At 44.3% G+C, this 24,944-nt stretch carries 25 protein-coding genes; 5 read left to right on the top strand and 20 right to left on the bottom strand.

What is annotated here, in order from left to right:
• Window positions 1-11: 11 nt before the first annotated feature.
• The gene (locus DFO72_RS16335) at window positions 12-620 is read right to left on the bottom strand and encodes an exonuclease domain-containing protein (RefSeq protein ID WP_113883015.1); all 609 of its coding nucleotides are present in this window, start codon (window positions 618-620) and stop codon (window positions 12-14) included.
• Window positions 621-690: 70 nt separating this feature from the next.
• Complete coding sequence (locus tag DFO72_RS16330; RefSeq protein WP_113883014.1) at window positions 691-915, bottom strand: hypothetical protein; 225 nt, start codon at window positions 913-915, stop codon at window positions 691-693.
• A gap of 114 nt (window positions 916-1,029) precedes the next feature.
• Between DFO72_RS16330 and DFO72_RS16325 the strand changes: the two genes are divergently transcribed.
• Window positions 1,030-1,752, top strand: a complete 723-nt coding sequence (locus tag DFO72_RS16325) for a DUF3784 domain-containing protein (protein ID WP_113883013.1) — start codon at window positions 1,030-1,032, stop codon at window positions 1,750-1,752.
• A 107-nt stretch (window positions 1,753-1,859) separates the two neighbouring features.
• Window positions 1,860-2,816 (top strand): calcium/sodium antiporter, encoded by a 957-nt coding sequence (locus tag DFO72_RS16320; protein WP_113883012.1) that lies wholly within the window; start codon window positions 1,860-1,862, stop codon window positions 2,814-2,816.
• Between the two features lie 34 nt (window positions 2,817-2,850).
• Here DFO72_RS16320 and DFO72_RS16315 read toward each other — a convergent pair whose 3' ends face one another.
• The 4 genes from DFO72_RS16315 to DFO72_RS16300 all read right to left on the bottom strand — a co-directional run bounded on the left by DFO72_RS16315 (window position 2,851) and on the right by DFO72_RS16300 (window position 6,799).
• The gene (locus DFO72_RS16315; RefSeq protein ID WP_113883011.1) at window positions 2,851-4,074 is read right to left on the bottom strand and encodes an MFS transporter; all 1,224 of its coding nucleotides are present in this window, start codon (window positions 4,072-4,074) and stop codon (window positions 2,851-2,853) included.
• A gap of 87 nt (window positions 4,075-4,161) precedes the next feature.
• Complete coding sequence (locus DFO72_RS16310; RefSeq protein ID WP_113883010.1) at window positions 4,162-5,628, bottom strand: cbb3-type cytochrome c oxidase subunit I; 1,467 nt, start codon at window positions 5,626-5,628, stop codon at window positions 4,162-4,164.
• Window positions 5,621-6,172 carry a cytochrome c oxidase subunit II gene (locus DFO72_RS16305; protein WP_113883009.1) on the bottom strand — a complete coding sequence of 184 codons (552 nt, stop codon included), beginning with the start codon at window positions 6,170-6,172 and terminating at the stop codon, window positions 5,621-5,623. The genes DFO72_RS16310 and DFO72_RS16305 overlap by 8 nt, the downstream gene beginning before the upstream one ends.
• 129 nt (window positions 6,173-6,301) lie before the next feature.
• Window positions 6,302-6,799, bottom strand: a complete 498-nt coding sequence (locus DFO72_RS16300; RefSeq protein WP_113883008.1) for a DinB family protein — start codon at window positions 6,797-6,799, stop codon at window positions 6,302-6,304.
• A gap of 140 nt (window positions 6,800-6,939) precedes the next feature.
• Here DFO72_RS16300 and DFO72_RS16295 point away from each other — a divergent pair, with 140 nt between their 5' ends.
• Complete coding sequence (locus DFO72_RS16295; protein ID WP_113883007.1) at window positions 6,940-8,454, top strand: glycine betaine uptake BCCT transporter; 1,515 nt, start codon at window positions 6,940-6,942, stop codon at window positions 8,452-8,454.
• 81 nt (window positions 8,455-8,535) lie between these two features.
• Here DFO72_RS16295 and DFO72_RS16290 read toward each other — a convergent pair whose 3' ends face one another.
• The 4 genes from DFO72_RS16290 to DFO72_RS16275 form a co-directional block, all read right to left on the bottom strand.
• A complete protein-coding gene (locus tag DFO72_RS16290) occupies window positions 8,536-9,399 on the bottom strand; it encodes an AraC family transcriptional regulator (RefSeq protein WP_113883006.1) in 864 nt (287 codons plus the stop codon).
• Window positions 9,400-9,869: 470 nt separating this feature from the next.
• Complete coding sequence (locus DFO72_RS16285) at window positions 9,870-11,957, bottom strand: catalase (protein WP_113883005.1); 2,088 nt, start codon at window positions 11,955-11,957, stop codon at window positions 9,870-9,872.
• Window positions 11,958-12,091: 134 nt separating this feature from the next.
• The gene (locus DFO72_RS16280; protein WP_113883004.1) at window positions 12,092-13,369 is read right to left on the bottom strand and encodes an MFS transporter; all 1,278 of its coding nucleotides are present in this window, start codon (window positions 13,367-13,369) and stop codon (window positions 12,092-12,094) included.
• Window positions 13,370-13,822, bottom strand: coding sequence for an ArsR/SmtB family transcription factor (locus DFO72_RS16275; protein WP_113883227.1), 453 nt, complete (start codon window positions 13,820-13,822; stop codon window positions 13,370-13,372).
• Between the two features lie 304 nt (window positions 13,823-14,126).
• Between DFO72_RS16275 and DFO72_RS16270 the strand changes: the two genes are divergently transcribed.
• The gene (locus tag DFO72_RS16270) at window positions 14,127-15,386 is read left to right on the top strand and encodes a sensor histidine kinase (protein WP_113883003.1); all 1,260 of its coding nucleotides are present in this window, start codon (window positions 14,127-14,129) and stop codon (window positions 15,384-15,386) included.
• A gap of 35 nt (window positions 15,387-15,421) precedes the next feature.
• Here DFO72_RS16270 and DFO72_RS16265 read toward each other — a convergent pair whose 3' ends face one another.
• From DFO72_RS16265 to DFO72_RS30005, 7 genes are all read right to left on the bottom strand, one after another.
• Complete coding sequence (locus tag DFO72_RS16265; protein ID WP_113883002.1) at window positions 15,422-16,018, bottom strand: histidine phosphatase family protein; 597 nt, start codon at window positions 16,016-16,018, stop codon at window positions 15,422-15,424.
• Window positions 16,019-16,169: 151 nt separating this feature from the next.
• The gene (locus DFO72_RS29535; protein ID WP_166672505.1) at window positions 16,170-16,340 is read right to left on the bottom strand and encodes a hypothetical protein; all 171 of its coding nucleotides are present in this window, start codon (window positions 16,338-16,340) and stop codon (window positions 16,170-16,172) included.
• A 48-nt stretch (window positions 16,341-16,388) separates the two neighbouring features.
• Window positions 16,389-16,910: a signal peptidase I gene (gene lepB, locus DFO72_RS16260; protein WP_113883001.1), complete on the bottom strand. Its 522-nt coding sequence runs from the start codon at window positions 16,908-16,910 to the stop codon at window positions 16,389-16,391.
• Window positions 16,907-17,446: a DinB family protein gene (locus DFO72_RS16255; RefSeq protein WP_113883000.1), complete on the bottom strand. Its 540-nt coding sequence runs from the start codon at window positions 17,444-17,446 to the stop codon at window positions 16,907-16,909. The genes lepB and DFO72_RS16255 overlap by 4 nt, the downstream gene beginning before the upstream one ends.
• 58 nt (window positions 17,447-17,504) lie before the next feature.
• Window positions 17,505-18,329, bottom strand: a complete 825-nt coding sequence (locus DFO72_RS16250; RefSeq protein WP_113882999.1) for an MBL fold metallo-hydrolase — start codon at window positions 18,327-18,329, stop codon at window positions 17,505-17,507.
• Between the two features lie 96 nt (window positions 18,330-18,425).
• Window positions 18,426-18,824, bottom strand: a complete 399-nt coding sequence (locus DFO72_RS16245; protein ID WP_113882998.1) for a GNAT family N-acetyltransferase — start codon at window positions 18,822-18,824, stop codon at window positions 18,426-18,428.
• 63 nt (window positions 18,825-18,887) lie between these two features.
• Window positions 18,888-19,091: a hypothetical protein gene (locus tag DFO72_RS30005; protein WP_243856183.1), complete on the bottom strand. Its 204-nt coding sequence runs from the start codon at window positions 19,089-19,091 to the stop codon at window positions 18,888-18,890.
• A 298-nt stretch (window positions 19,092-19,389) separates the two neighbouring features.
• Between DFO72_RS30005 and DFO72_RS16235 the strand changes: the two genes are divergently transcribed.
• On the top strand, window positions 19,390-21,078 hold the full coding sequence (locus DFO72_RS16235) for a hypothetical protein (RefSeq protein ID WP_113882997.1): 1,689 nt from the start codon (window positions 19,390-19,392) through the stop codon (window positions 21,076-21,078).
• A gap of 40 nt (window positions 21,079-21,118) precedes the next feature.
• Here DFO72_RS16235 and DFO72_RS16230 read toward each other — a convergent pair whose 3' ends face one another.
• The 3 genes from DFO72_RS16230 to dctP form a co-directional block, all read right to left on the bottom strand.
• On the bottom strand, window positions 21,119-21,964 hold the full coding sequence (locus tag DFO72_RS16230; RefSeq protein WP_113882996.1) for an STAS domain-containing protein: 846 nt from the start codon (window positions 21,962-21,964) through the stop codon (window positions 21,119-21,121).
• Window positions 21,965-22,042: 78 nt separating this feature from the next.
• On the bottom strand, window positions 22,043-23,356 hold the full coding sequence (locus tag DFO72_RS16225; RefSeq protein ID WP_113882995.1) for an MFS transporter: 1,314 nt from the start codon (window positions 23,354-23,356) through the stop codon (window positions 22,043-22,045).
• A gap of 295 nt (window positions 23,357-23,651) precedes the next feature.
• Complete coding sequence (gene dctP / locus DFO72_RS16220) at window positions 23,652-24,941, bottom strand: C4-dicarboxylate transporter DctP (protein ID WP_113882994.1); 1,290 nt, start codon at window positions 24,939-24,941, stop codon at window positions 23,652-23,654.
• Window positions 24,942-24,944: the final 3 nt, after the last annotated feature.

Below are 24,944 nucleotides of genomic sequence, written 5' to 3'. Positions count from 1 at the left end.
TGTATTGCCTTTTAACCAAACCGGCCCTGAACGGCGGGCTGGTATTTTCTCATCGGACCTTTTGCCAGAACATCACGCATATAGAAATCCCCGGCAGGATTTGTTTTTTTCAGCAGTTCTAAGAGGTATGTAATATCATCCATGGCCCTATGCGTCTGGCTTTCTGCAATCTGATGGGACTGAAGGAGCGTCAGCAGCTTGCTGTCTGTATAACCGTATTCCTTCCATGGGACACTTCTCATCGTGCAATACCATTTTAATTCGTTGATGTCTTCAGGATACATCCGGTATAAAAAACTGCGGTCAAAGGATGCATTATGAGCGAAAACAGAATCGGCATGAAAGAAATATTTTTTTATTTTGATATCATCAAAGCTTTTACCGCTGACAGCTTCATAAGGAATTCCGTGGACCCTGAAAGCGCGGCTGTAATTATTTTTGGCCGATTTGCTAATGGGCTCCCGCAGGAATGCAGCTTTATCCTTAATATCAAGGATTTCCCCAGTATCCGCATGGTACGAAAACAGCTTTAATGCCAGTTCGATAATTTCATCGGAATTTGGTCCAAGACCCGTCGTCTCCACATCCAGCAGCAGCCCCATCTTTTCCTGGTTTCTCATGGCCAGCCTCCTCTATTCATTTTAAATTAAGCATATAATAGAGGAGTGCTGAATGCCAGCGGAACCACTATTAGATCTTTTTATCGTTCTTTAAGCGGTCCACATAATCGGCATGATAATTCTGATGCATATATTCGCGGTTTTTCATGGAATAGAAATATCCTGTGGAAAGAGACAGAAATGCGAACAGAAATCCTACCCCAAAGCCGAAGTTATAGTAGCCCATGACAATGCTGACAACGGTAGTGAGCAAAAGTACCAGCAATATATAAAACAAAATATTTTTGCCTTTCAAGGATGGTCCTCCCCTTATTTCAATACATTTTTTTAAAGAAACTGTCTTATTATTATACCAAATATGAAACAAAACTGCGGTTTTCTCCGTAAGAATAGTAAGGAGGTTTTTCCCATGATCGGACTTGTCATTACAAAGATTGCAGTGATCGCACTCTTCCTGATTCTCGGGTGGGCTGTAAGGTTCAAAAAGGCTTATTGGCTCATTTCGGGATTTGCTTCGCGGCCCGAAGAAGAGAAGGAAACATTAATAGAAAAAAGGTATCCGCAAAAAATTGGCAGCCTGCTCATCGGCACCGCTATCGGAATGCTTGTGCTCCTGCCTCTCTCGTTTACCGAATTCAGATTCGCAACCGAAGCGCAATTCGGCTTCATGCTGGTCATATTGCTTTGCGGACTCATCTACTTATCCAGATATGAAGTGCCGGCCAAAAGAAAACGCAGTTATATAATTGCCAGCATCCTCTTCATTGTAACGTTTGGCCCTATCGTTTATTTAACCGTCTCCAGTCAAAAAGGCTATGAAATGGCATTAGCAGAGGATTCTTTTGAAATCTCCGGTATGTACGGAGATGAATGGGATTATCGGGATATTAAGTCCGTACAATTATTGGAGGAGATGCCTGAAATAACCTGGAAACAAAATGGCATCGGCCTCCCAACCCTTGCACAGGGACATTTCAAAGTGACTGGCTATGGCAGCAGCCTATTATTCATCCAAAAAGACCATACGCCCATACTATACATTGAGGTCAAGGATGAGCAGATATTTGTTAACAGCAAAAATTCCGCAGTAACTCAGAGCTGGTATGAGGAGCTTAAAAAAGAAGCGGAATAACAAACGAAGCCGCCGGCAAAACATTTCCGTCGGCATTTAGTTGAAGATTTACTTAATCCAATCCATAATTGGATAATCATAGTAATTATTAGGAGGTGCTTCGAAAAGTGTCATATTTACTTCTGATCATAGGATTTGCCCTTTTGATCGCAGGGGCAAACTTCTTTGTGGATGGCGCTTCAAAAATTGCCGGGTTTCTCAAGATTTCTCCGCTGCTGGTCGGGCTGACAATTGTTGCGTTTGGAACAAGCTCGCCTGAAGCCACCGTCAGCATTCTGGCAGCACTGGATGGCAATGCCGATGTGGCTATTGGGAATGTCGTCGGCAGTAATATTTTTAACATCACACTGGTTGTCGGCATTACCGCCATGATTTTTCCCCTGAAAGTGGACAGCACCACCATCCGCAAGGAGATTCCATTTACTCTGCTTGCCACAGCAGCACTTATGATTTTCATTAGTGATACATATTTGGACTCTATCGGCAGCAATGTGGTTTCACGCAGTGATGGCCTTGTTTTGCTGCTGATTTTTGCTGTATTCATGTACTATTTATTTGAAGTGGCCCGGGAAAGCAGAAGCAGTACCCAGGCTGATCCTATTAAGACAAGTGCTGGCCAATGGACGAAGCAAAGTCTTTTGACGATTGCCGGATTGGCTGCCATTATTTTTGGCGGTAATTTGGTAGTCAGAAGCAGTACAGAGATTGCTTACTCTTTGGGAATGAGTGAAACATTGGTTGGCTTAACAATTGTTGCCATCGGGACTTCTCTGCCGGAACTGGTGACCTCTGTCGCCGCAGCCATAAAAAAAGAAAGTGAGATCGCTCTTGGAAATATTGTTGGGAGCAATATCTTTAATATTCTGTTTGTCCTCGGGGCTTCAGCTGCCATATCACCGCTCCCTGTAGACCCTAAAATATTCATCGATATTACGATTTTAATTTTAATCACATTTGTGCTCCTCATATTCTCAAGAAGCCACTATGCTGTAGGAAAATATGAGGGAGGCTTTCTCGCAGCCTCTTATATTATGTATTTGATTTATATCATTATGAGGAATTGATGCCAGCGCCGGTCCGATTGGGCCGGCGTTTCTTTTAAGCGGGGGTTGTTTCTGAAAAATACTGCTGCTTCCCCGGCTTCAGCAGCTGACGGCAGACATAAAGAGAAAGGATTAAATTCAGGACTGCTAAAATGACAATCGTATAGCGAAGCGGAAACAGATCTCCGAGAACACCGATTCCAAAGAGCAGGATAATCTGAGCAAAGCTTTGAATGACACCGATCACACTTGTCATTCTGCCCATAATTTCCACAGGCACATTATTCTGATAAAAGGTTTGGTATCCCGCACTTGAAAAAGCATTAAAAATACCCAGTACAGTAAATCCCATGACCACCAGCATAAAGGAATCTGCCATTGCATAAATCAGATAGCCCACTGCTGTCAAAAGCATGCCATAGCCCATGAGCTGTTTGATGCTAAGCAATTTTGAAACGATTGTGATAAAAAGAGCTCCCAGCGCAAAGCCAATCCCGCTGATGCTGACAAGGAAACTATAATCCGCTTCTGTCAGCCCCACAACATCCTGGATAAAAACAACCTCCTGGGAATCCATTGCGAGCGAGAACAAACCGAATGCCAGGAAACACCCGTAAACAGAAATGATAAAAACTTCTCTCCCAGCAAACGTGATAACCTGCTTCCAATCATCCCGGAGCGTTTCATAGGCTGATGTTTGTACCAAAGGGGGCTTTAAATCTTTATCCATATCCGGAAGCACCCAGATGATGACAGCCGAAAAGACAAAGGAAGCCGCATTTAAAAAAATGGCAGTTTCGATGGTTCCAATCAGAAATAATCCGCCTGCGATAGCTGGCCCCACGATAAAAGCGCCTGAGGTAACAAGACTGTTGATGGAGTTGAACCTTTTTCTGCTTTCAATCGGAACCAGCTTGGCTATATACGTTGCGGAAGCCGGCATAAATAGAGCCTTCGCCATACTGATTAGTAAGAGGACTGCATAAATAAAGCCAATGCTTCCGAGAAATGGTATCAGAGCTACACCCATGGCCCTGGCCAAGTCCGTCCAAATCATAATGCTCTTTTTATTTTTCCGATCTATCAAGCCTCCGCTCCATGAATTGGTTAAAACGGAAGTGAGTGGCCCTATGATCCATAATCCTGCAACAGCAGCAGCTGATCCGGTCATGTCATAGACAATCAAATTAATAGCAATCAGGTAAATGAAATCTCCCAATCTGGATATTCCAATCCCTGTCAGCAGGCAGGACGCCATTTTCCAATTAAATTGTTTCATAGATCACCTTTATATATTTAGAATTTTCCTAATTGTTAGTATAGCATAAGAAAAGCCCTGGAGAAGAATCTCCAGAGCGCCTATTTCTCAGCTGGCCGCTGATTTTTTTGGGTAAGGAACCTTACTGCCAACACTTCTTAACCCGGAAAAAAATCTTGCGGTGAAGATGATCGCGGCCAGAACGATAAAGATTCCGCTGACTGCGCCTGCCTGGTCGGACAGCACCCATTGCGGCAGGTGTTCCGCCCATCTTCTTGGTGCACTGATTCCGCCTGCATAAAGGAAAGAGCCCACAAGTCCCATAAAAAAGGCAAAATAGAGAGCAATGGTGAACGTATCGATCCCCCTGTGCTCCTGATTGCCTTCGGTCTTATTAAAATAGTACATAAACCCAATAATCATGGCGACTACACCCATTCCCATATACGTATGGAAATGGCCCGGAACCCATTTCGTGTTATGCATCACATGATTGACAACAATGGTGGCATCAATGATAGCCGGAATCGCTCCTGCCACCCATCCGAACATGGACAGGAAAAACAGGCTTGATGCAAAGTCCCATTGCATCCGCGAGCGATAGACAATCATCAGCGCTCCGTAGGCTGTAACGACCATAACGGGCAACCCGTTTGCATAGGAAAACACCTGCCCGATGATGAGCATCCATTTTGGCACCGCAAAGTCCATCAGTAAATGGTGCGTATAGATCATTAAGGTAAAGAGTGTCGAACAGTTCCACGCAATTAAAAAAACCTTGTTAGCTTTCCACGGCCGTTTTGTATATTCCGGGAGGACCTCATAGACGGCAATAACAGCCATATAGATGGTGCAATTCGCAAAGATATGGCCGAACGCATAGGTAAGATGCTTGGCAAGCAAGGGGTCCATCGTGACGGCCGGATTGATAATATTTACGAGGGATGCCGCCAGCACCGTGGCTCCTGCCAGCAGTGCAGTCGAATTGGTGATGATGACCATGGCTGTCGCCACGACAGCAGCAGGCGGACCATACCCTTTCTTCCCCCTGAAAATGATATCCCAACCGAGTGCCTTTCCAAGGCCCCCATAAACTGCTGTCAGCCTTGCAGCCAGGTACATATAAAGAATTAAAAAACCAATGCCAAGAACCAGCATGCCCGATAAGAAGAATACCGCCCCTGCCGCCCCATACATTTTGGCTGACTGAGCAGGAAGCGGAAATAAAAATGTCCAGCCATCGGAAAAGTCAAAGACAAAAATGGCGATAAGAACCATCGAGACTCCTGTTAAAAAAAGAACAAAATTTACAATGAGGATGGCAGGGTTCAGTTTTACGTATTTAGACAGGAAGTACCATAAAATGGCCGTTCCGCCCAATGCAGCAATGCCGACCATGCCTGTTCCGTGTGCAGTCATGATTTTATAAAACCACTGCGGCGTGATTCTGATCATTTCACCCTGATTCATCAGCATAATAACACCAAAGATCATCATAAGAATTAAGACAAGTGAAGTTACAGCCAGATACCAGACCACTGTTTTCTTGGCTAATGGGTGAATCGCTTCATTCATAAGAAGCTCCCCCTTCCGGTTCGACAACAATTTCCTTAACCATCACATGATGTCCGGCTGAACAGTATTCAAGGCATAATATTTGATAAGTTCCAGGTTCTTTAAAAGTATAATAAACTGTATTTGTATATCCAGGCATAGCCTGAGTTTGTGCGACAAGCTCCATATTCTCATTGTATAAGCCAAAACCATGGGTAACGTCCGAGGCCGTCACATCAAATTGGACTTTGTCCCCTGCTTTGAATGTTTCCTCACTCATCTCCCACGCATATTGGATTCCAGTTACCTGCACTACTTTCGCATCATTTAAGCCTTCCGCTTCGGCCTGATTGCTGTTGTACGGCAGCCTGCCAAGCGTCATGACAGTAGCAAAAGCCATAATGGCAATTAGCCCCAGAAAATAGAATTTCCTGATTTTATATCCTTTTTTCTGGATGGTGCTATACTCTCCGCTTCGCTTGGATTCACCGTAGACAAACGCAAATGCCAGCGCCAGCAGGAACACAAAGAAAACAGTCGCATACATGGCGATTTGCTGATACATTCATACCCCTCCAATAAAATTTTCAAATCCCCCCAAACCTTATTTTATGGAAACTCGCTATTTAATTCGGTGATATATGTCCTATTTGACTATTTTTTTGAAATTTTCCCGTAAAAAAAATGCCCTGGATCAGGACATTTTCTCTTCATTTGCCACTCCCCTTATTTGATTTAATTCCCTTCCTATCAGATTTGCTGATATCGGCGTTAGATTCATCTCTCTTGCCCATACAGACAGCTGGCCGATATGATGGATTTCATGGGCAATAACATGATTCAGGATATCTCCCTTTTTATATTGCCTCTCCTTCCATGGAGGTGTAACAAACTCATTGTATGGAACTGGCCATTCCTCCTGAAAAAAGCTTTCTAATTCCCTGCGGTATTCTTCAGATAGAGTGATTACTTTTTCCAATTGATCATAGTCAGAAAACAGCGGGTCTTTTACTTCCTTGCCCCGGATAACACAAATCCAGCTGTATTCTACATCCACGATATGAAAAAGGGTTTCCAGGATGCCTCCTATTCCTCCGGTCCGATTGACATTAAGCGCCTCGGCCGGGAGCTGCCGGCACCATTCAAACCATTCATCACGCACCTGCCAGTTATAGCGGAATAATGTTAACAAATCCTCTTACCTCCTTGTCCTGATACAATGGAAATTCTTCAGCATAAGAGAATTTCCTTTAAATTTCTTTTTCACCCGCATAATTACTTCAAATGTATTTAATCCTAAAGGAAGCGATATGTGAAGAAAGGGGATTGTATGTGAAGAAAAACTTAACGGTTTTCTATATATCGGTTGGCATTTTATTATTGCTTGTTTTATTCGGTGTTTTTGTCCCGGATTCGCTGGAAAGTGTGACAGCAAATGTACAGGCTTTTATCACCGATAAATTCGGCTGGTATTATTTAATTCTTGTATCATTTATCGTTATTGTTAATTTGTACTTTTTAATAAGTCCATTAGGCAGAATTAAGCTCGGGAAGCCGGATGACAAACCCGAATTTTCCCGCCCTACCTGGTTTGCGATGCTGTTCAGTGCTGGTATGGGGATCGGGCTTGTTTTCTGGGGTGCTGCTGAACCGATTTATCATTATGCAGTCGGGTCTCCAACAGGCGGGGAAGTAGGGACTGACCAGGCCATCAGGAATGCCATGAGGTACACTTATTTCCATTGGGGAATCCATGCATGGGCCATTTATGGTATCGTTGCGCTTGTTTTGGCTTACTTTATCTTCCGTCAAGGGGAGCCTGGTTTAATCAGTGCCACTTTGAAGCCGATTTTAGGTGACCATACACAGAAAGCTGCAGGGAAGGTCATTGATATACTTTCAGTTGTAGCGACTGTAATTGGCGTGGCAACAACACTTGGATTTGGTGCTGTGCAGATTAACGGAGGGCTGTCTTATCTTTTTGGCATACCGGTTAGCATTACAGTCCAGTTTATTATCGTGGCGATTGTTACAGTTCTTTTCATGATATCCGCCTGGTCGGGACTTGGAAAGGGCATCAAAATCTTGAGTAATGCCAATATGATTTTAGCAGTGGTTCTATTCCTGCTCACTTTTTTTCTGGGACCTTCTTTGTTCATCTTAAACCTGTTCACCAATACTCTCGGGTCTTATCTGCAAAATTTGCCTGGCATGAGCCTAAGAATTGCACCATTAAACCCAGAGGTCAGGGAATGGATTAATGGCTGGACGATATTTTACTGGGCCTGGTGGATTGCCTGGGCACCTTTCGTAGGGATTTTTATCGCACGCGTTTCAAAAGGAAGAACAATCCGGGAATTTGTATTTGGTGTCCTACTTGTACCATCTCTAATAGGCTTCTTATGGTTTTCCGCATTTGGTGGTACTGCCATAATGCAAGAGTATAATGGTGTTGCCAAAATTTCCGAATTAGCTACAGAGGAAGCATTATTTGGTGTATTTTCGAACTTGCCGATGGGAACGATCCTTTCAGTTATCGCCATTCTGCTCATTTGTACGTTTTTTATAACCTCTGCCGACTCCGGCACATATGTATTGGGAATGATGACGACAAATGGCTCACACCATCCTGGCAACAAGATAAAAATGGTCTGGGGAATATTGCTTGCTGCTATTTCATTGGTTCTGCTCTATTCCGGCGGGCTTCAAGCACTGCAGAACACAATGATTGCAGCAGCACTTCCTTTTTCCGTTATCATGGCTTTAATGACCTTCAGTCTGATCAAGGCCTTGCAGAAAGAAGCGAAGGAGCTTGGGATTGGAAAGATTCCGAAGAGGAAGGTTTAAAGAAAAGCGGAGGGAGACCGCCTATCGGCTTATGACGAAATAAAAACCTGCAGATATAGCGTCTGCAGGTTTTATTGCTGTTTATTTTACCGGAATCCAGATCTCTGAATAATAATCAGGATTGGACGCATTACCGGCAGAATAGACTTCCAGTTCCGGTGCAGCAGCATGCTCATAGCCGCTGGATGGAAACCATTCCGAGAAGATTTTTTTCCAGGTGTTTTGCATGGCATGCGGCATGGCCCCATGCACTTCGAATACCGCCCATTTAGAGGCCGGGACTTCCAGGCACTCGAAGCTGTCAGGCTTATCTCCTTTGAAGCTTGCCCCAATCCAATAATCCATGCTGTCAGGCTTTTTGCTGCGGTTATCGACACACACACCGAGAACCCCTTTAATTTCGCCATTATTCAGCATGAATAGCTTGTCAGCGGTCCCGTTACTATTTACTTCATCCCACATTTTCGGGATGCCGGCCAGATTCTCTTCATTGCACAATGAGAACTCCCTTTTGATTCCTGCTACTTGAAAAGCTTCTTTTTTGACAATTGCATATTGCATTGCTTCTGCCCCTTTCAGACTCACCTGGATTACCAGGCGGTTATATGATTTCAGCTTTCCGGAAAAGTTTCTTGCTTCAGTCGGGGTCATGCCATGCTGCCTGCGGAAAGCCTTAGTAAAAGCTTCGGGAGTGTCATAGCCGTATTTATAGGCAAGATCAATCACTTTGCGGTCTGTTCGGACCAGTTCCTGTGCTGCGAGGGTCAGTCTTCTTCCCCGTATATATTCGCCCACCGGCATATCAGTCAAAATGGCGAATGTACGCTGAAAATGAAATACGGAGGAGTTGGCTTCCTCCGCGGCTTTCCCGATGGAAAGATCCTCATCCAGCAAATGCTCCTCTATATAATCAATCGCCTTCTGCAGCGATACGATCCATGACATTACTGATCACTCCCTTGACTATATCCTACCGTTTTCTTTTTCTGCCTTCCTGTCATTTTTTGCTTTGTTTTGGCAGGTTGTTATTAAAGAATTCTTATTTTAGGAGGGGAATACCTGCATATTGGGGAAATTTTGATGCGGCTGCTGGCGGACGGAGCAGAATCAGGAAAAAACCGGCCGAAATGGGGTATTTATCGGCCAATTTTGCCGTTTCACCGGCCAAATTAGGAAGATACCGGCCAATGTGGGGCTTTTACCGGCCAAAATTTAAGACTTATCGGCCAAACTCAACGATGGCCGAACAATTTTCCGTTTATCGGTCACTTCATCAGCTTTATCGGTCATAATTTTAATTTATCGGTTACTATTCGATTTTATCGGTCAGTTTCCAGCTATATCGGTCAGTCCTTAATCTATCAAGGATTCAGAAAAAAAGCCAGCCGTCCGATAGCGGGCAGCTGGCATCAATTTTATATGGCACGTCCCCAATGACGGTGCATGGCAATGCTATTAATTAAATTCTCGCTTGCGGATGCATCGCCGCTTTTGATTTCGACGATTCCCATTTCCGATAGGGTTTGGGATTGCCCCAGCGTGTCCATTGCTTCTGCAGGCAGCAGTTCGGCTCCTTCGCCTCCAAACGCAATGGTTTTAAAATGCTTGTAAGCTTCGCTGACGAATTCCTTGGCCTGAGGCACCTTCTTCAGGGATTCAGCACTTTCTTTTCCTCCTGCTATATAGATAGCGTCATACATAACGGAGTGGGAGGTCAGGAATGTTTTCACTACTTCCAATTCTCCGCCGTCTCCTTTGATCATGCCCAGGTTTTTGCTGACAATCTCCGGCATGATCCCAGCACTTTTCAAAGCTTCCATTACGCTTTTGACTTCAGAATAGCTGAATCCATTTTCAGCGAGAATGGCGACTTTTCGGGTCTTAGGTGATTTGGCTGTATTCATTTGGCTTAATGCTGGTGAAGAGAGCGTCACTTTGGATTCATTCACTGCTTCCGGCACTTTTGCGCCAACTCCGCGGGCAATTTGCTCAGCCAGGAAGCTATCTACGTTGCTGAACATGTCGACAACCTGCTGCTTCACATCCTTGTTCTGCACCTTTCCGACTTCAAAGCGGAACGCCTCGATCATATGCTGTTTTTCCACTTCAGACATGCTGTTCCAGAACATTTTCGCCTGGCTGTAATGGTCCTTGAAGCTATCACTGCGCTGGCGTACCTTTCGTCCTTCAACCTTTTCCTGATAATGAACATAGCCTCCCTCTTCTGCTGTGGCAGGGCTTGGATCATTATTCTGCATCGAGTTTTTATGATAAGCAACCGGCCCCTTATTAATTGTCATGCGATGGTAGCCGTCATATTGATTATTATGGAACGGGCACACCGGACGATTGATAGGGAGCTCATGGAAGTTCGGACCGCCAAGGCGGATCAGCTGAGTGTCGGTATAAGAAAATAAACGTCCCTGCAGCAGCGGGTCATTTGAAAAGTCAATGCCAGGTACTACATGTCCAGGGTGGAAGGCGACCTGCTCTGTTTCAGCAAATACATTATCCTGGTTGCGGTTCAGGGTCATTTTCCCGATAATTTTAACCGGGACCATTTCCTCCGGCCATAACTTTGTCGCATCCAGAATATCAAAATCAAAGGAGAATTCATCTTCCTCCTCAATCATTTGAACACCGAGCTCAAATTCAGGGTAGTCCCCCATTTCGATGGATTCCCAAAGATCACGGCGATGGAAATCCGGATCCTTTCCGGCAAGTTTTTGGGCTTCATCAAAAACCAGGGAATGCGTGCCAAGAACAGGCTTCCAGTGAAATTTCACAAAACGTGCCTTGCCCAGCTCATTCACAAATCGGAACGTGTGAACGCCAAATCCCTCCATCATGCGGAAACTGCGCGGAATGGCACGGTCTGACATTGTCCACATGATCATATGGGCTGTTTCAGTATTGTTGGCGGCAAAATCCCAGAACGTATCATGGGCCGTTGAAGCCTGCGGCATTTCGTTATGCGGCTCCGGCTTGAATGAATGAACGAGATCCGGGAATTTGATGGCATCCTGAATGAAAAACACCGGAATATTATTGCCGACTAAGTCGTAGTTGCCCTCTTCCGTATAAAACTTCGTTGCAAATCCGCGGGCATCACGTACAGAGTCTGCCGAGCCGCGGGAGCCGGCAACAGTCGAGAAGCGAACAAAGACCGGGGTTTTGACAGATGGATCCTGCAGAAACTTTGCCCGGGTATATTCTGTCATGGGTTCATACACCTGGAAATAGCCATGTGCGCCAAAACCGCGGGCGTGGACAACCCGTTCAGGGATGCGCTCATGGTCAAAATGCGTCATTTTTTCCCTGAAGTGAAAGTCCTCCATCAAGGTCGGGCCACGGGAACCAGCTTTTAACGAATGCTCATCCTCCGAAACCTTGACTCCCTGATTCGTCGTAAGCTTCTTGCCTGTGTTATCCATGCGAAATTCTTCAAGCTGCTTGTCCTTGCTGTGCGCATTTACACCTTTGTTTTGCGGATCTTGTTTCATATGGTTTTCCTCCTTATATAAAGAAGCAATCGCTTCTGGGCTACGATGTAAACTATGTATCTATATGTTGAAATACCCCAGAACGAATGCGATAAACGGCAAAATAAAAGAAAGCAGCGGAAAACTGCTTTCTCTCAGGCTTGTGAGCTAATCTCTGTTTTAGGCTGATCTTCATCTCTCAGCAGCTGGATAAAGGTTCTTTTTTGCAGATGATACAGGATGAGCACCAGAATACATCCTCCGCATGCAGCCATCAGGATCCAGACAGGCATTTTTTCAAGCAGGATGCCAAAAAAGATAAAGCCGAGCGGTGTCATGGCACTTGCTCCTGTTTCAAGGAGTGACATGACCCTGCCCCGATAGGCATCAGGCGTGCCTTTTTGCAGTAAAACCATCACAGGGATATTGACCACCATGATAACTGATGATAACAGCAGGACCATACCAATTAAAAAAGGAAACATGATGCTGTTTGAAATGCCCATTAAGCCAGGAAAATTCGGGAGGCCAAGCAGAGCAATGATCAGGGACATGGCCATTATGCCCCCAAAGATGGTCACTTCTTTTCTCTTTACTTCAGGACGGGCAGAAAGAGCGACCGACATAATCAGCATCCCGACGGAAAAGGCTCCTTCAATAATGCCCAGCTGAAGGGAACTCATTTCCCGTACAGTCAGAACCAGATAAGGCATGGCAACGGGAAAAACCGCGAACCAAAAATTCAGCCAGATGCTAATGATAATGAGATTTTTTATGAATGGCTGATTTTTCACATATGAAACACCCATTCTCAGATCATAGATCATACTCTTTTCTTCTGGTCTTTCTTTTTTCTCTGCAAATAGATTGTATTGAATTAGTAAACTGGTGATGCCGGAGACTGTGAAGGCGATGATGTTGATAAGCATGAAGACTGATAAATGAAAGATGCCAAAGAAGACGCCCCCAAGAACGGGTCCCAAGATGGCGGATGATGAAGCTGCGGCCTGATTGAGTGACATCGCTTTTTGCAGAGTATCAGGACCGACCATGTTGTAAATCGCTGAAGTGACTGCCGCTGAATAAAAGGTATTCAAAATGCTTAGAACGGCTGTGGCTGTGTAGAGGAGCCAGATTTCCTGTGTGGCAAAAAGATACAGCAGCAAAATGGCAAGAAGCCAGACCGCACAGGCAAAATCGGAAATTATGATGATTTTTTTGCGGTCCCACCTGTCACTGAGCGCGCCCGCAACAGGGGAAAGCAGGATTCTTGGCAGCGCACTAAGAATGAGGGTTATGGCAAAGTTCAGGCTGGACCCTGTTTCTGCAAGGATATATAAGCCTATGGCAAAGCCGTAAATGGAGGAACCGAGCACCGCTGTCATTTTCCCTGTCAAAAACAGTGTTATATTTTTTTTGATCTGGGCTTCCATCTAATCTTCCTCCTCGGAATTAAGCAATTTGAAGCTGCAGGAGATTTCATATGAATTGCGCTTTATAGCTCCCTTTACGCTCTTTTCCATGTATTTAACCATTAGTTCATACAAATCGTCCTGAAATTCCTTTACTTCATCATCTGTGAGGGAGATGCTTATTCCCATAGAGCTGCTGGATCCTTTATCCTGCCCGTTCACTTCTTTCAAGTTGAATTGCGTCGCTTTTGAACGGTAATACTTTTCGATAATTCCCCTGTTTTCTTTCGTTTCCTCAATTTCCAGTATTTCGCCTTTATAAAGCTGCTGAATATGGTAATGAATGCTTCCTGCAGACTTTCCGAGCTCTTCAGCAACCTGTTTGGCTGTCATGGCTCTTTTAGCGAGGAGGTAAATAATTTTTATCCTTAACGGGCTGGATATCAGCTTCTGCTGTTCCAGATTGATCTCCATCGTTTTCTTGATTAAATACAAAGTGGCTTCACCCTTTCTAATTCATTTATTTATTCTGATTTTATTATATGTTCTAAAAATTTAGAATGATACATTTTTTTAAAATAAATAACAAAGACATATGCCTACAGGGATAAGATTGTTTTCGGCAAACCAAATTTCACTCGCATTGAAATAGTAATCTTTACCCTCGACAATTTCGTATTTTCTGACAATATTATATAAAAAAAGCAAATGAGTATTGTCATAAATAGTAAAACAATATAGAATTTTCTTATAACCTCACAAAGAGGCAGGTGAAACGGTGGAAATCACAAAGCATTTTTTCTTTAATCTATCGCTCTTGATTGTCATCTTGTTTATTGTGCTGGTATGGGCGGAAAAAAGCTCTAAATTCCGGTTTTCCAAAGGCTGCTCTTTTATATGGCTTTTGTTCATGATCTGGATATGTTTTCAATTTTCCTATCAGCCAAGCACGCATTACTTTTTTGATTTACGATTGATACCTGTCATCATCGGCGGTTTATATGCGGGAATCGGCCCCGCATTAGCCGGGGGTGTGATTTTGATGAGAAGTTTTTATGGAATAGAACCTGGGTTTTATTCTAATATTCTTTTATATTTGCCCCTTGGGATTATTCTTTGGAGGCTCTATCCCTGGTTTTGGAAGCAGGTGCCGCGAAAAAGGATTCGCCTTTCGATTATCATTACCCTGATTTTAAGTGTGCAGACTGTTGTTGTTATGGAACTATCGGTACCTCCTCAAAACCGGTTTGATGCCTGGTTTGCCTTCCTGGTGATTCCGCCACTGGGTGTCTTCATGATTTCATATGTATTTGAGTTTGCCAAAAGAAATCTGGATATCCGTGAAAATCTCGTACGGGCAGAAAAACTTGAAGCTGTGGAGCAAATGGGAGCTGCCATCTCACATGAAATCCGCAACCCACTGACGGCTGCAATCGGATTTGTGCAGCTGCTGCAGGAACAGCGGCTGCCGCCACGAAAAAGGGTCGAGTATTTGGGCATCGTGAAAGCCGAACTGGAATCGGCAGAACAGGTCATTCAAAATTATTTAACCTTTTCCAAGCCTTCCTTAGATAAAATCGAAGAAATTAATGTAAAAAAAGAACTAATTCAAGTCATGAATATATTAAAACCGACCGCCAACCAGAATTCCGTAGAGATCAATGCCCATTTTGCCCTTCTCGGATCGATTAAAGGTGATCGGCAAAAATTCCACCAATGTTTTCTGAATGTAATTAAAAATTCAATTGAGGCCATGCCGCGCGGCGGGCAATTATACATAGAAACACACTATAGCAGCAGCCAGATCACCATCGAAATAAAAGACACCGGTGTCGGCATGACGTCCGATCAGCTTCAGCGTTTAGGTGAACCCTACTATTCCACAAAAGGCTCCAAAGGGACCGGCCTTGGAATGATGGTCGTTTTCAGTATTGTAAGGGCCATGGATGGCAGTGTTCGCGTCAAAAGCGAAATCGGTAAAGGCACCGTTTTCAGGTTTACTTTTCCGAACTTTAAGTCGAAGATACATAATGAATAAAAAACAGCAGGGGCAGCCTGCTGTTTTTTTACTGCTTAACATGATTCTATCTGCTTCACTTCAAGATGCTTCGTGCAGTTATACAGCTCACAATCCCACTGGCTTTCTTTGATCAAAAGCTTTGTGATGGATGTGTTTTTCAGCGGGGAGGATAGATCCGTGTGCGGCACCAGTTCTCTTAAAAGATGGCGTATGAAGGAGCCGTGGCTTACGATCAGCACGTTTTCGCCCGGGTGCTTATCTGTAATTTCCTGGAGGAACTCAAGTCCTCTATTAATGATGTTTTCTTTCGGCTCAAAACCGAGGTCCATTTCCCGCCAGTCTTTGCCCCATTTTTCAAGACGCTCTGCTTCGGTTGTGCCTTCAATCATTCCGCCGCCGACTTCCCTTATTCGGGGATCGAGGTGAAGGGGAATGGAACCGATTTTCTCCTGGATGGCTTCTGCAGTCTGCTTTGCCCTCAGGAGATTGCTTGAGTAAATCACATCCCAGCTTTCTCCGCCAAGCCGTTCTGCCAGGCGTCCTGCCTCAGCCAAACCTTCTTCATGGAGAGGAATATCCGAGCTTCCCTGCGCCCGCCCCTCCTTATTCCAGGCTGTAATCCCGTGCCTGATCAATCCGATATTTGTCATCTATAACACGTCCTTTCTTTCACTTGCTTCGAATTCAATTAAAATAGGGATTTTGCTCTTGGAGGATCCAAATAGATGGACAGCTTTCGAAAAATAGAATCTCGCAATCTGCAAATGGAATAGCGGCTTCAGCAAATAGGCTTCACCCTCATCACCTGCCGAACCAGAAATATCCGCTCAGGACTAGGAAGCTGATCAAAAAGATAAAGCTCTTATGCCTTAGTGCGTTTTTTCCAGCCGGTTTTCTTACTCCGCCGAAAAAAAAATAAAAAGACCCGGCAGCAAAGATAAAATAGGCAGCTACTTGAAGAAACAATTCCATAAGATCCCCCCTATTATGTAAAAAGAGCGGTGCTTGCCGCTCCTGAAGCTAATCTACTTTTCTTATGCTTGTAAAAGGATACCAGACAAATTCGCTGACGCCGATAATCCGCTCCTTCTCAATAAATCCGAGTCCATTTCGGCTGTCCAGGCTGACAAGGCGGTTGTCGCCCATCACGAAATAGTGATCTTCCGGAACAGTGAGGGGGCCGAAGTCGCCGGTCAGTTTGTTGACAATTCCTTCTGCTGCTTTGCGATTTTCTGAGAGATAGTCTTCATCCCGCTGCTTGCCGTTTATATACAGGTGGTCATCTTTCATTTCCAGTTCATCGCCAGGGAATCCTATTAATCTTTTAACATAGTTTTTTTCTTCGCCCTTGATGATGACAATATCGCCTCTGTCCGGTTCTTCAAATTTATTTACGAATATTTTTTCTTCGTCATGAAGGGTAGGATCCATGGAGGCTCCTTCCACATAGTAAGGTGAAAAAAGGAAGACCCTGATCACCATAGCGATTCCAAAGGCAATCAGAATAGATTTCAGCCAGCTCGCTATTTCATGCTTATTCAATATGTTCCACCAAAGCTTTCTGCAGCCATATAGCGGTCTTTGATTAAGGTGCGGTGATGAAGTTCATGGCCGGCAATGATATAGGCGATGGCCCGGACGGTTACTTCCGTGCCGTTGGCATTCCCTCTCCTTAGCAGTGACTCATCATCCAGGCTTTTTAGTAAAGCAATCGTGTTTTGGCGTACATAGGACAGCTGCTCTACTAGTTCCCGGATGCTGAAACGGTTGAATTGCCCATTCTTCACATACTCATTATCATCATAGCCCGGCAGCTTGGCCAAATCCCCTCTTCCAATGCAAAGCAGGCGGTAGCTCATAATGCGTTCGGTATCTGTGATATGCCCGATAACTTCTTTAACGGTCCATTTTCCCGGAGCATAACGGAATTGAGCCTGATCCTCCTTCAGATCTTTTACCAGATTCATCGTTTCCTTTATTTGCTCATCGAGGATCTGCAGCAGGTCCCCTTCCGGTACGGAGCTGACATATTTCTCATAATAGGGTGCATATTCATTGGATTTAGGTTTCTTTAACATCGTGTTCCCTCCCATTCTGTTACCTTATTTTACTAAATTTCTATTTCCAGAGCCAATATTAGGTTTGAAATAGCTCGCCCCGGACTGCTTTTATATAGCGTTTTGCTGACCGCTGCACTGCAAGGTCTGCCTCTTTTTTTATTACTCTGTGAAACGCGTTGTAAAGCCGATCAAATGTTAGCGTTTTTATTTTGCCAGCCATTCGTTCTACCGTTTCAGCCGGAAGAGGAATGAGATTCGGGTAGCTGTACATGAAACTGACCCACCCACTGTCTGCGACAACCTGAATGATGTCGCCGGTGAGCAGAACGCCTATGCCATGATTCCCATTTTCCCAATGAAGGACAGCACCGCCTTTAAAATGGCCGCCAAGGCGGTGGATGACCAGGCCATCTTGAACTTTAAGCGTTTCTCCGCTCCAGAAAATAATGTGTTTACTGTCCTTCATCACCCATTCCCTATCGTCTTCGTGTATATAGATCGGCACATTGAATGTTTCCGCCCATTCCGCCTGAGCTGAATAGTAATGAGGATGTGACAGTGCGATAGCGTCTATTCCTCCCAGATCTTTTATCGTTTCAATCGTGGGCTCATCAAGATAGGTAATACAGTCCCACATCAGATTAAAACCGTTATGCTGAATAAGATAAGCTGTCTGGCCGATGGCAAACTCCGGCACTGTTTTCATGCTGTATAGGCTGGATTCCTCCTGCTGTATTTTATTTATATAAATTTGGCTTTCCGCCATTTCATGTAATGTTGTCCATTCCTGGCCGCGAGGGCCAACGTACTGGCGCTCTTCCATGCAGATCGGGCAGCTTTCAGGCTGATGGACCGAAAAAGGAAATTGTGTTCCGCACGTTTTGCATATATATTTTTCCATAAGAATTGCCTCCGTTTCTCATATTGGTTACATTACCCATTTTAATGCTGGAAACGTTATGCTAAATCGCCGTTCTGGCTGAAAATGGCTACAACTTTAGCCTGAAAACTTATACTTTAAGCCTAAGGTAAAAACCTCAAAGTCCAGCTTTTCATAATAGCCCGCTTTCTCCTCCTCAGCCATCAATTGTACATGCAGCCGTGCCTTCGAGCACTCTTCTGCCAGCCTTCGCACCATTTCCTTTCCGATGCCCTGGCTGCGATAAGCTGGATCAACGATTAATCCGCAAAGATAGGCGTTAATGACTCCGTCTGAAATAATGCGCCCTGTCCCGATCAGGCACTCTCTATCAAAGGCACCGATCACAAGCCAGCTCTGCTTCATCGCCTGATGCAGCTTTTCTTTCGGCAGCTTCAAAAATTCATTCCAGCCGTCCTTTTCATATAACTGAAATAATTGATCCTGATCCGGTATGGCAAATTCATATTTGATCATAAAAAATCTCCTTATCAATGGAATGATACTCTTATTCTGGCTTCAGGCGGAAAATCCTTTTTCTTAACGTTTTTCAAGCATCGATACACAGGCTTCCTCACTAGGTTCCGTATTCTCTGTTACAAACTCATATGTAGAAGAGCATTTTTCACAAAACTTAACGACATCCCCAAACCACTTCTTTTTACCATAGTAATAGATTATGTTCGGCTCATCTTTGAAAATGACATAATAATGGGCCTGGTAAAAATCATGATTGATGTCCATCTTAGGTATGTTATCGCTGTGCTCCTAAAAATCATTTTCGTCATAGCCTGTTCCATCCAGATGCTTCTTCACCTCATGGGTTATCAATTGATATTATTCAATAAATAAAGAAAAAGGACAGGGGAAGCCAGAAATAACAAGCCTGCAGTAATCACAGTAATTTTTTCATGACTCCCAGGTCATTTGTTTAGTGTAATTTTACACCACCAACAACTTAGGATGGTGATTTTTCTTTATGAAACTTTTTTGGCTGCCGCCCGTATTACATCATAACGAACTAATATTAGGAGAGATTCTTATGGGAAATATTTTTATTTTTTCACTGATTGCCGGACTGGCAATTTCTATCCTGCTGATTCCGTTCAGCTATAAACCGAAGACTAAGGCGAAGGAAAAGGAACGCAGGAAACTTGGGACCGGAATTATGGCCGGCACCGCCGCTGTGTCTGTGCTGCTTGTTTTTTCCGTGTATTATTTCACCAATCTGGACCGGAACTTGACCGGCCTATGGCTGTTTGCGGTTATCTCTTCATTAATTGGAGCTGTTCTTGCGACAGGCAGGGAACGAATGATCAAAACGGGTCTGTTTGCCATCAGTCTGATCGCAGGGATATTCTTTCTGACAGCTTTTCTATTCAATGCAGATGATAAATATGAAAGTGCCAAAATGAATGAAAAAACGGAGATTGAGGCGTTTGATGAAAAGGAAACACCAGCGAGCGTGCCGCCGCAGTTTGCGCGCAATAAGATGAAGAAGGCATTCGGGCAGGTTCCGAACACGAGCTATTATGAACTTGGCAGCCTGCAGATCCAGAAAGTCGATGGGAAATATGTTTATATTGCGCCTGTAGAGTTTTCGGGTTTTTTCAAATGGTGGAATGGGGATAAAACACCTGGTTATTTTACAATCAGCGCGACTGACTCCTCAGCCAATCCAAAGTTTGTGAAAAGCGATATGGTGTATACACCATCCTCTTATTTTAATAAAAATATTGAGCGTCATATCCGGATGCAGTATCCGCAGGCCATTTTTTACGGAGATGTGCAGCTGGAAGTGGATGACGACGGAAAGCCGTTTTATATCCGTTCATATGGAGAGTTTATTTCGGCGAGAAATGGCTTTGATGTTCAAGGAGTGGTCATGGTTGACCCGCTGAACGGACAGACGAAGTCCTATAAACTTGCGGATGTGCCGGCCTTTATTGATGGAGCTGTTTCCCCTGAAACGGTCAGTCTGCAGAACAGCTATTTCGGGAATTATGTCCACGGCTTCTGGAACAGCAAATTCGGAAAATCCGATGTAAGGCTTCCATCGGATGAAGGAACGGAAGCCAATGTGAGTCCGATTTTTGATGAAAATGGCGACATGTATTACTTTACAGATTTTACAAGTCCAAAAGAAGGCGTCGATTCAATGCTGGGCTATTCTCTGACAAATTCAAGGACGGGCGAAGCGACCTTCTTTACAGGTAATCTTGAGGACTCTTATATGGATTCCCAGGGCGCCCTCCAGATTATCGAGAAGAAATTCATCGAGAAAAAATGGAGCGGCGAAATGCCTGTTCTTTATAACTTCTACGGGGAAGCCAGCTGGCTGACACCTGTGCTTGATGCCAATGGATTCCTGCAGAACTACTTTATTGTATCAGCTGCCAATCCGGAAATATCTGTATATGGGACAACGCCAAATGAAGCATTGCGTTTATATAAAACCGCTTTGCAGCGAGGCGGAGGCACGGTAGACGGAAGCTCGAAAGCAGAGGAAAAACAGATGAGCGGAACTGTACTGCGGGTGTACAAGGAGAAATCCGGCGAATTCACAATCGTATCATTCCTGATGGAAAACCGCCAGAGCTACGTGGTTTCATCTGAAACCGTGCCGATGGCCATTTATCTTCAGGAAGGCGATCAGGCAGACGTTAACTACCTGGATACAGGTGAGGCATTCCTGCCAGTGAAGGAAATGACCATTAAAGGATTGGAATAGATCAAAAACACGATGAAGACATCCTTCATCGTGTTTTCTATTACTCTGCTATTATGTTCGCTGATTTAATGGCACTGGATAGCGTGGATTTGATGCTGACGTGATCAAATGACAAACCGAGCTGTACTGCGGTCTGGGCAATTTCCGGTCTTAAGCCGGAGATTGTTGTCTTTACGCCGATCAGGCTTAGCGCTTCTATCAGCTGGAAAAGCTGATGGGCTACCATGGTATCAATCATGACTACGCCTGAAAGGTCAAGGAACAGCTGGTTGACGCCTAATTTATTGCATTGCTGAAGTGTATTTTCTAGCATGGCTTTTGCGCGGGCCGTATCAATATCCCCAACAAGCGGCAGAAGTGCGATATCTTCTGTCAGAGAAATGACCGGGGAACTGAGTTCAAGGATTAAAGCCTGCTGAGCCTGCAGCCTCTTTTGGGAATGATTATTATACTCTTCCGTGAACCAGGTAACCACCTCACCAATGGTTCTAATAATCATCCTGCGCCATAAGGTAATTTGTTTTTCATCATATTGGCCCTGGTTAAATTCAACGAACTGCTCAAGCAAGTTCAAATATTGTTCCTGGGTGTTAAAGAACTCCTGCAGGATCATCTCCAGAGGCGTGCGGAGGTGTTCATCATCCTGCGCCACTTTGACAATCCAGCTTTCCAGCTCATGAAAGAAAGCGACTTCTTCTTTATGGAAGACTTCGGAGAACTGCTTGTGGAATTCGTAATTTTGCTTCTTTACTCGTTCAATTACAGCGGGGTCTTCTGAGGTATATATTCCGCCGCTCTCTTCTTTGTTCACATTTTTATACCATTCTTCTGTTAAGTCCCAGGTTTTTTCACGGAAAAATTGATATAGATCATGATTACGATGCATGCCTGTCTCCCCTAACCGAACTGCTATTTCAATATTATTATTTTAACCTATGAGAAATAAAGTGTCGATTTTAAGCCCTTAACTATTTTCCGCTAATTCCCTGCTGTTCGCATACTGATGGTCTGCCCCTTGTCTCGGAAGCATAATGCTTAAGGCGGATGCCAGAACAAGAAGTACGATGGACGCAATGAAAGAACTGTCATAACTCCCTGTCAGATCAAATATTACACCAGGGACGAAGGAACCAAGTGCAGAACCCAGCTGATGGCTCAAATAAATCCAGCCAATCACCGCTCCGGCGGAAAGATGGCTGAAATATTCCGCAGCCAGTTTCATGGTCGGCGCGACAGTGGCAAAATTGACAATCCCAAAGCTGATGGCAAACAGAATCAACAAATGGGATTGAGTGACGAAATAGCCAAACAGGGAAGCATCATTCACGATGATGAGCAGAAGAACAATGGTCAGGGCCCGAATTCCATAGAGAAAGGCAAGGATCCTTCTGCAATTCCACCTATCTGCGAGGAACCCGGAAACGACTGTGCCGAGAATATTAAAGCCGGCAAGCAGACTGACAGCGGCACCGGTAACGCCAGGCGTAAATCCGCAATACTGGGCAAAGGGAATAAGATGGGTATCCATCAGGCCTGTAGTGGTGACGCCGCAAACGAAAAACGGGAGCATGAGAAACAGGAATTCTTTTCGCTTTAAGAGCTGGAATATAGATAGCGTTCCTTTTGTCGCTTCCTTTTTCCCCTGCCTCTCCTTCGCATTATCACTCACTTTCACTCCATAAGCCTCGATATTTAGATCTGCCGGGTTCGAACGGATAAAGAGCAGAAGAAGCGGAAAAATGAATACAATCAGGAAGCAGCCGAGCACAATAACGGTTGTCTTCCAGCCCATCTGGTCAATTAGGAATAAGGACAGCGGCACAAGAATAAGCTGCCCTGCGGCTGTTCCTGCAGACATCAGTCCCATGGCCATTCCCTTTTTATCGGCAAACCAGGTCGCCACTGCCATCGTTCCCGCTACATTGGATGCACCTCCAAAACCAACCGAGGCGATTACACCATAAATGATAATCAGCTGAACAGCATTAGTAGTGAAAAAGGTCAGAAGTGTTGAAAAACCGATCACCAAAATGCTGCAGGACAGAATATAGCGGATGCCATATTTATCAATCAGCCTGCCAACATACGGCTGTGAAATGGCAAAAACAATATAGCTGACAAAGGCAACGAAGGATATGACACTGCGATTCGCGGAAAACTCATGCTCCCATGGCGCCATAAACGCCCCGAACGACAAGCGTACACCCTGTGCAGCCAGCAACGCCAAAAACGTCAATATTAAAATAATCCACGCATAATGAACCTTCAGGCGCTTCACGATGTGAACCTTCTTTCCGGTGATAGGCACCTATACAGGTTGCTTAAGTGGTATAGATGCCTGTCACTTTTTTAAGAATAATCATACCATACAATTTTTACAACTTTCTAAATTTTGCCTGTTTTTCGTGGTTATTCAACAATTATCCTTTCAATCAAACGTTTGATTGAAGGAACAGACATTCCTTCTTATACTTGATTTTTTCCCGGGAAATAGGTGCAGGAATTGTCGGAGCTTTGGAAGGTTTTCGACAATAAATAAAGGCCATTCCCTTGTTGGAAATGGCCTTTACCTTTTATACAGCCTGTTTTTGCTGTTCCTGCTTCATTAATTTCATTTCACTAATGGCTTTCTTAGCCTTATTTTCATCAAATTCATTCTCGCTTTTTGCTACAACCATCGTTGCGATTCCGTTTCCGATCAGGTTCACTATTGCTCTTCCTTCACTCATGAAGCGGTCTACACCAAGAAGAAGAGCCAATCCTTCAAGAGGAATAACCTGTAGGGCGGCAAGCGTCGATGCCAATACGATAAATCCGCTGCCTGTGACACCCGCGGCACCTTTTGAAGTCAGCATGAGCACTAAGAGAATGGTAACCTGCTGTCCGATTGTAAGATCCACTCCGAACACTTGTGCAAGGAAGACAACTGCCATGGACAGGTAGATGGATGTACCGTCCAGGTTAAAGGAGTAACCTGTTGGAATGACCAGACCCACAACCGATTTGGAGCAGCCAATGCGCTCCATTTTATCCATCATTCTCGGTAGCACTGATTCTGATGAACTTGTGCCTAATACGATTAAAATTTCATCTTTGATGAACTTCAGATAATTCCATAAGCTGAATCCGTACATTTTGCAGATAATATTTAAAACAACAAAGATAAATAAGAACATCGTCACGTACACGGAAATCATCAGTTTGCCAAGCGGAACAAGTGAGGCCAGTCCGAAATGCCCGATGGTATAAGCCATGGCTCCAAAGGCTCCAAGCGGGGCTGCCTTCATGACATAGCCGATGATTTTAAAGAAGACTAATGATAGCTTATCCAAAAATTCAATGACGATTTTGCCCTTTTCACCAAGTGCAGCCAAACCGACTCCAAATAAGATAGAGAAGAATAATACCTGCAGGATATCCCCTTTTGCGAAGGCATCCACCATGTTGGAAGGAACAATATGTGTAACAAACTCAATCCAATTGATGCCCTCTCCGCCATTGGCTGTATACTGTGAAACATCCCCTTTTTCCAATTCATTAAAGTTCAGTCCTGCACCTGGTTTTATGACATTAACGACGATCAGACCGATCATTAAAGCAAGTGTAGTAACAACCTCAAAATAGATGAACGCTTTGCCGCCAACCTTGCCGACTTTTTTCATATCACCCATTTTGGCGATTCCAAGGACGATGGTCAGGAAAATAATCGGGGCGATGACCATTTTGACTGCGCTGATGAAGGTGTCGCCTACCGGCTTCATTTCTTTTCCGACTTCCGGCCAAATCAGTCCGACCATAACACCGATAAAAATAGCCGTTAACACCTGAAAGGTTAAATTCTTATAAATCCGCTTCTTCTTCACTTT

It is taken from the genome of Cytobacillus oceanisediminis, assembly GCF_004366035.1.
GTDB lineage: Bacteria > Bacillota > Bacilli > Bacillales > Cytobacillaceae > Cytobacillus > Cytobacillus oceanisediminis_C.
The sequence above is the reverse complement of the archived record's forward strand: the minus strand, read 5'-3'. Positions and strand labels throughout refer to the sequence as shown.

Excerpts from the sequence above, each read along its gene's own strand:
- DFO72_RS16275 (WP_113883227.1), bottom strand. The coding sequence starts at position 13,822 with ATGGAGATCAATCTGGAACAGCAGAAGCTGATATCCAGCCCGTTAAGG.
- DFO72_RS16325 (WP_113883013.1), top strand. The coding sequence starts at position 1,030 with ATGATCGGACTTGTCATTACAAAGATTGCAGTGATCGCACTCTTCCTG.
- DFO72_RS16250 (WP_113882999.1), bottom strand. The coding sequence starts at position 18,329 with ATGGAAAAATATATATGCAAAACGTGCGGAACACAATTTCCTTTTTCG.
- DFO72_RS16310 (WP_113883010.1), bottom strand. The coding sequence starts at position 5,628 with ATGAATGAAGCGATTCACCCATTAGCCAAGAAAACAGTGGTCTGGTAT.
- DFO72_RS16315 (WP_113883011.1), bottom strand. The coding sequence starts at position 4,074 with ATGAAACAATTTAATTGGAAAATGGCGTCCTGCCTGCTGACAGGGATT.
- DFO72_RS16265 (WP_113883002.1), bottom strand. The coding sequence starts at position 16,018 with ATGACAAATATCGGATTGATCAGGCACGGGATTACAGCCTGGAATAAG.
- DFO72_RS16255 (WP_113883000.1), bottom strand. The coding sequence starts at position 17,446 with ATGTTAAAGAAACCTAAATCCAATGAATATGCACCCTATTATGAGAAA.
- DFO72_RS29535 (WP_166672505.1), bottom strand. The coding sequence starts at position 16,340 with ATGGAATTGTTTCTTCAAGTAGCTGCCTATTTTATCTTTGCTGCCGGG.
- DFO72_RS16245 (WP_113882998.1), bottom strand. The coding sequence starts at position 18,824 with ATGATCAAATATGAATTTGCCATACCGGATCAGGATCAATTATTTCAG.
- DFO72_RS16285 (WP_113883005.1), bottom strand. The coding sequence starts at position 11,957 with ATGAAACAAGATCCGCAAAACAAAGGTGTAAATGCGCACAGCAAGGAC.
- DFO72_RS30005 (WP_243856183.1), bottom strand. The coding sequence starts at position 19,091 with ATGGACATCAATCATGATTTTTACCAGGCCCATTATTATGTCATTTTC.
- DFO72_RS16305 (WP_113883009.1), bottom strand. The coding sequence starts at position 6,172 with ATGTATCAGCAAATCGCCATGTATGCGACTGTTTTCTTTGTGTTCCTG.
- DFO72_RS16335 (WP_113883015.1), bottom strand. The coding sequence starts at position 620 with ATGAGAAACCAGGAAAAGATGGGGCTGCTGCTGGATGTGGAGACGACG.
- DFO72_RS16280 (WP_113883004.1), bottom strand. The coding sequence starts at position 13,369 with ATGGAAGCCCAGATCAAAAAAAATATAACACTGTTTTTGACAGGGAAA.
- DFO72_RS16235 (WP_113882997.1), top strand. The coding sequence starts at position 19,390 with ATGGGAAATATTTTTATTTTTTCACTGATTGCCGGACTGGCAATTTCT.
- DFO72_RS16230 (WP_113882996.1), bottom strand. The coding sequence starts at position 21,964 with ATGCATCGTAATCATGATCTATATCAATTTTTCCGTGAAAAAACCTGG.
- DFO72_RS16290 (WP_113883006.1), bottom strand. The coding sequence starts at position 9,399 with ATGTCATGGATCGTATCGCTGCAGAAGGCGATTGATTATATAGAGGAG.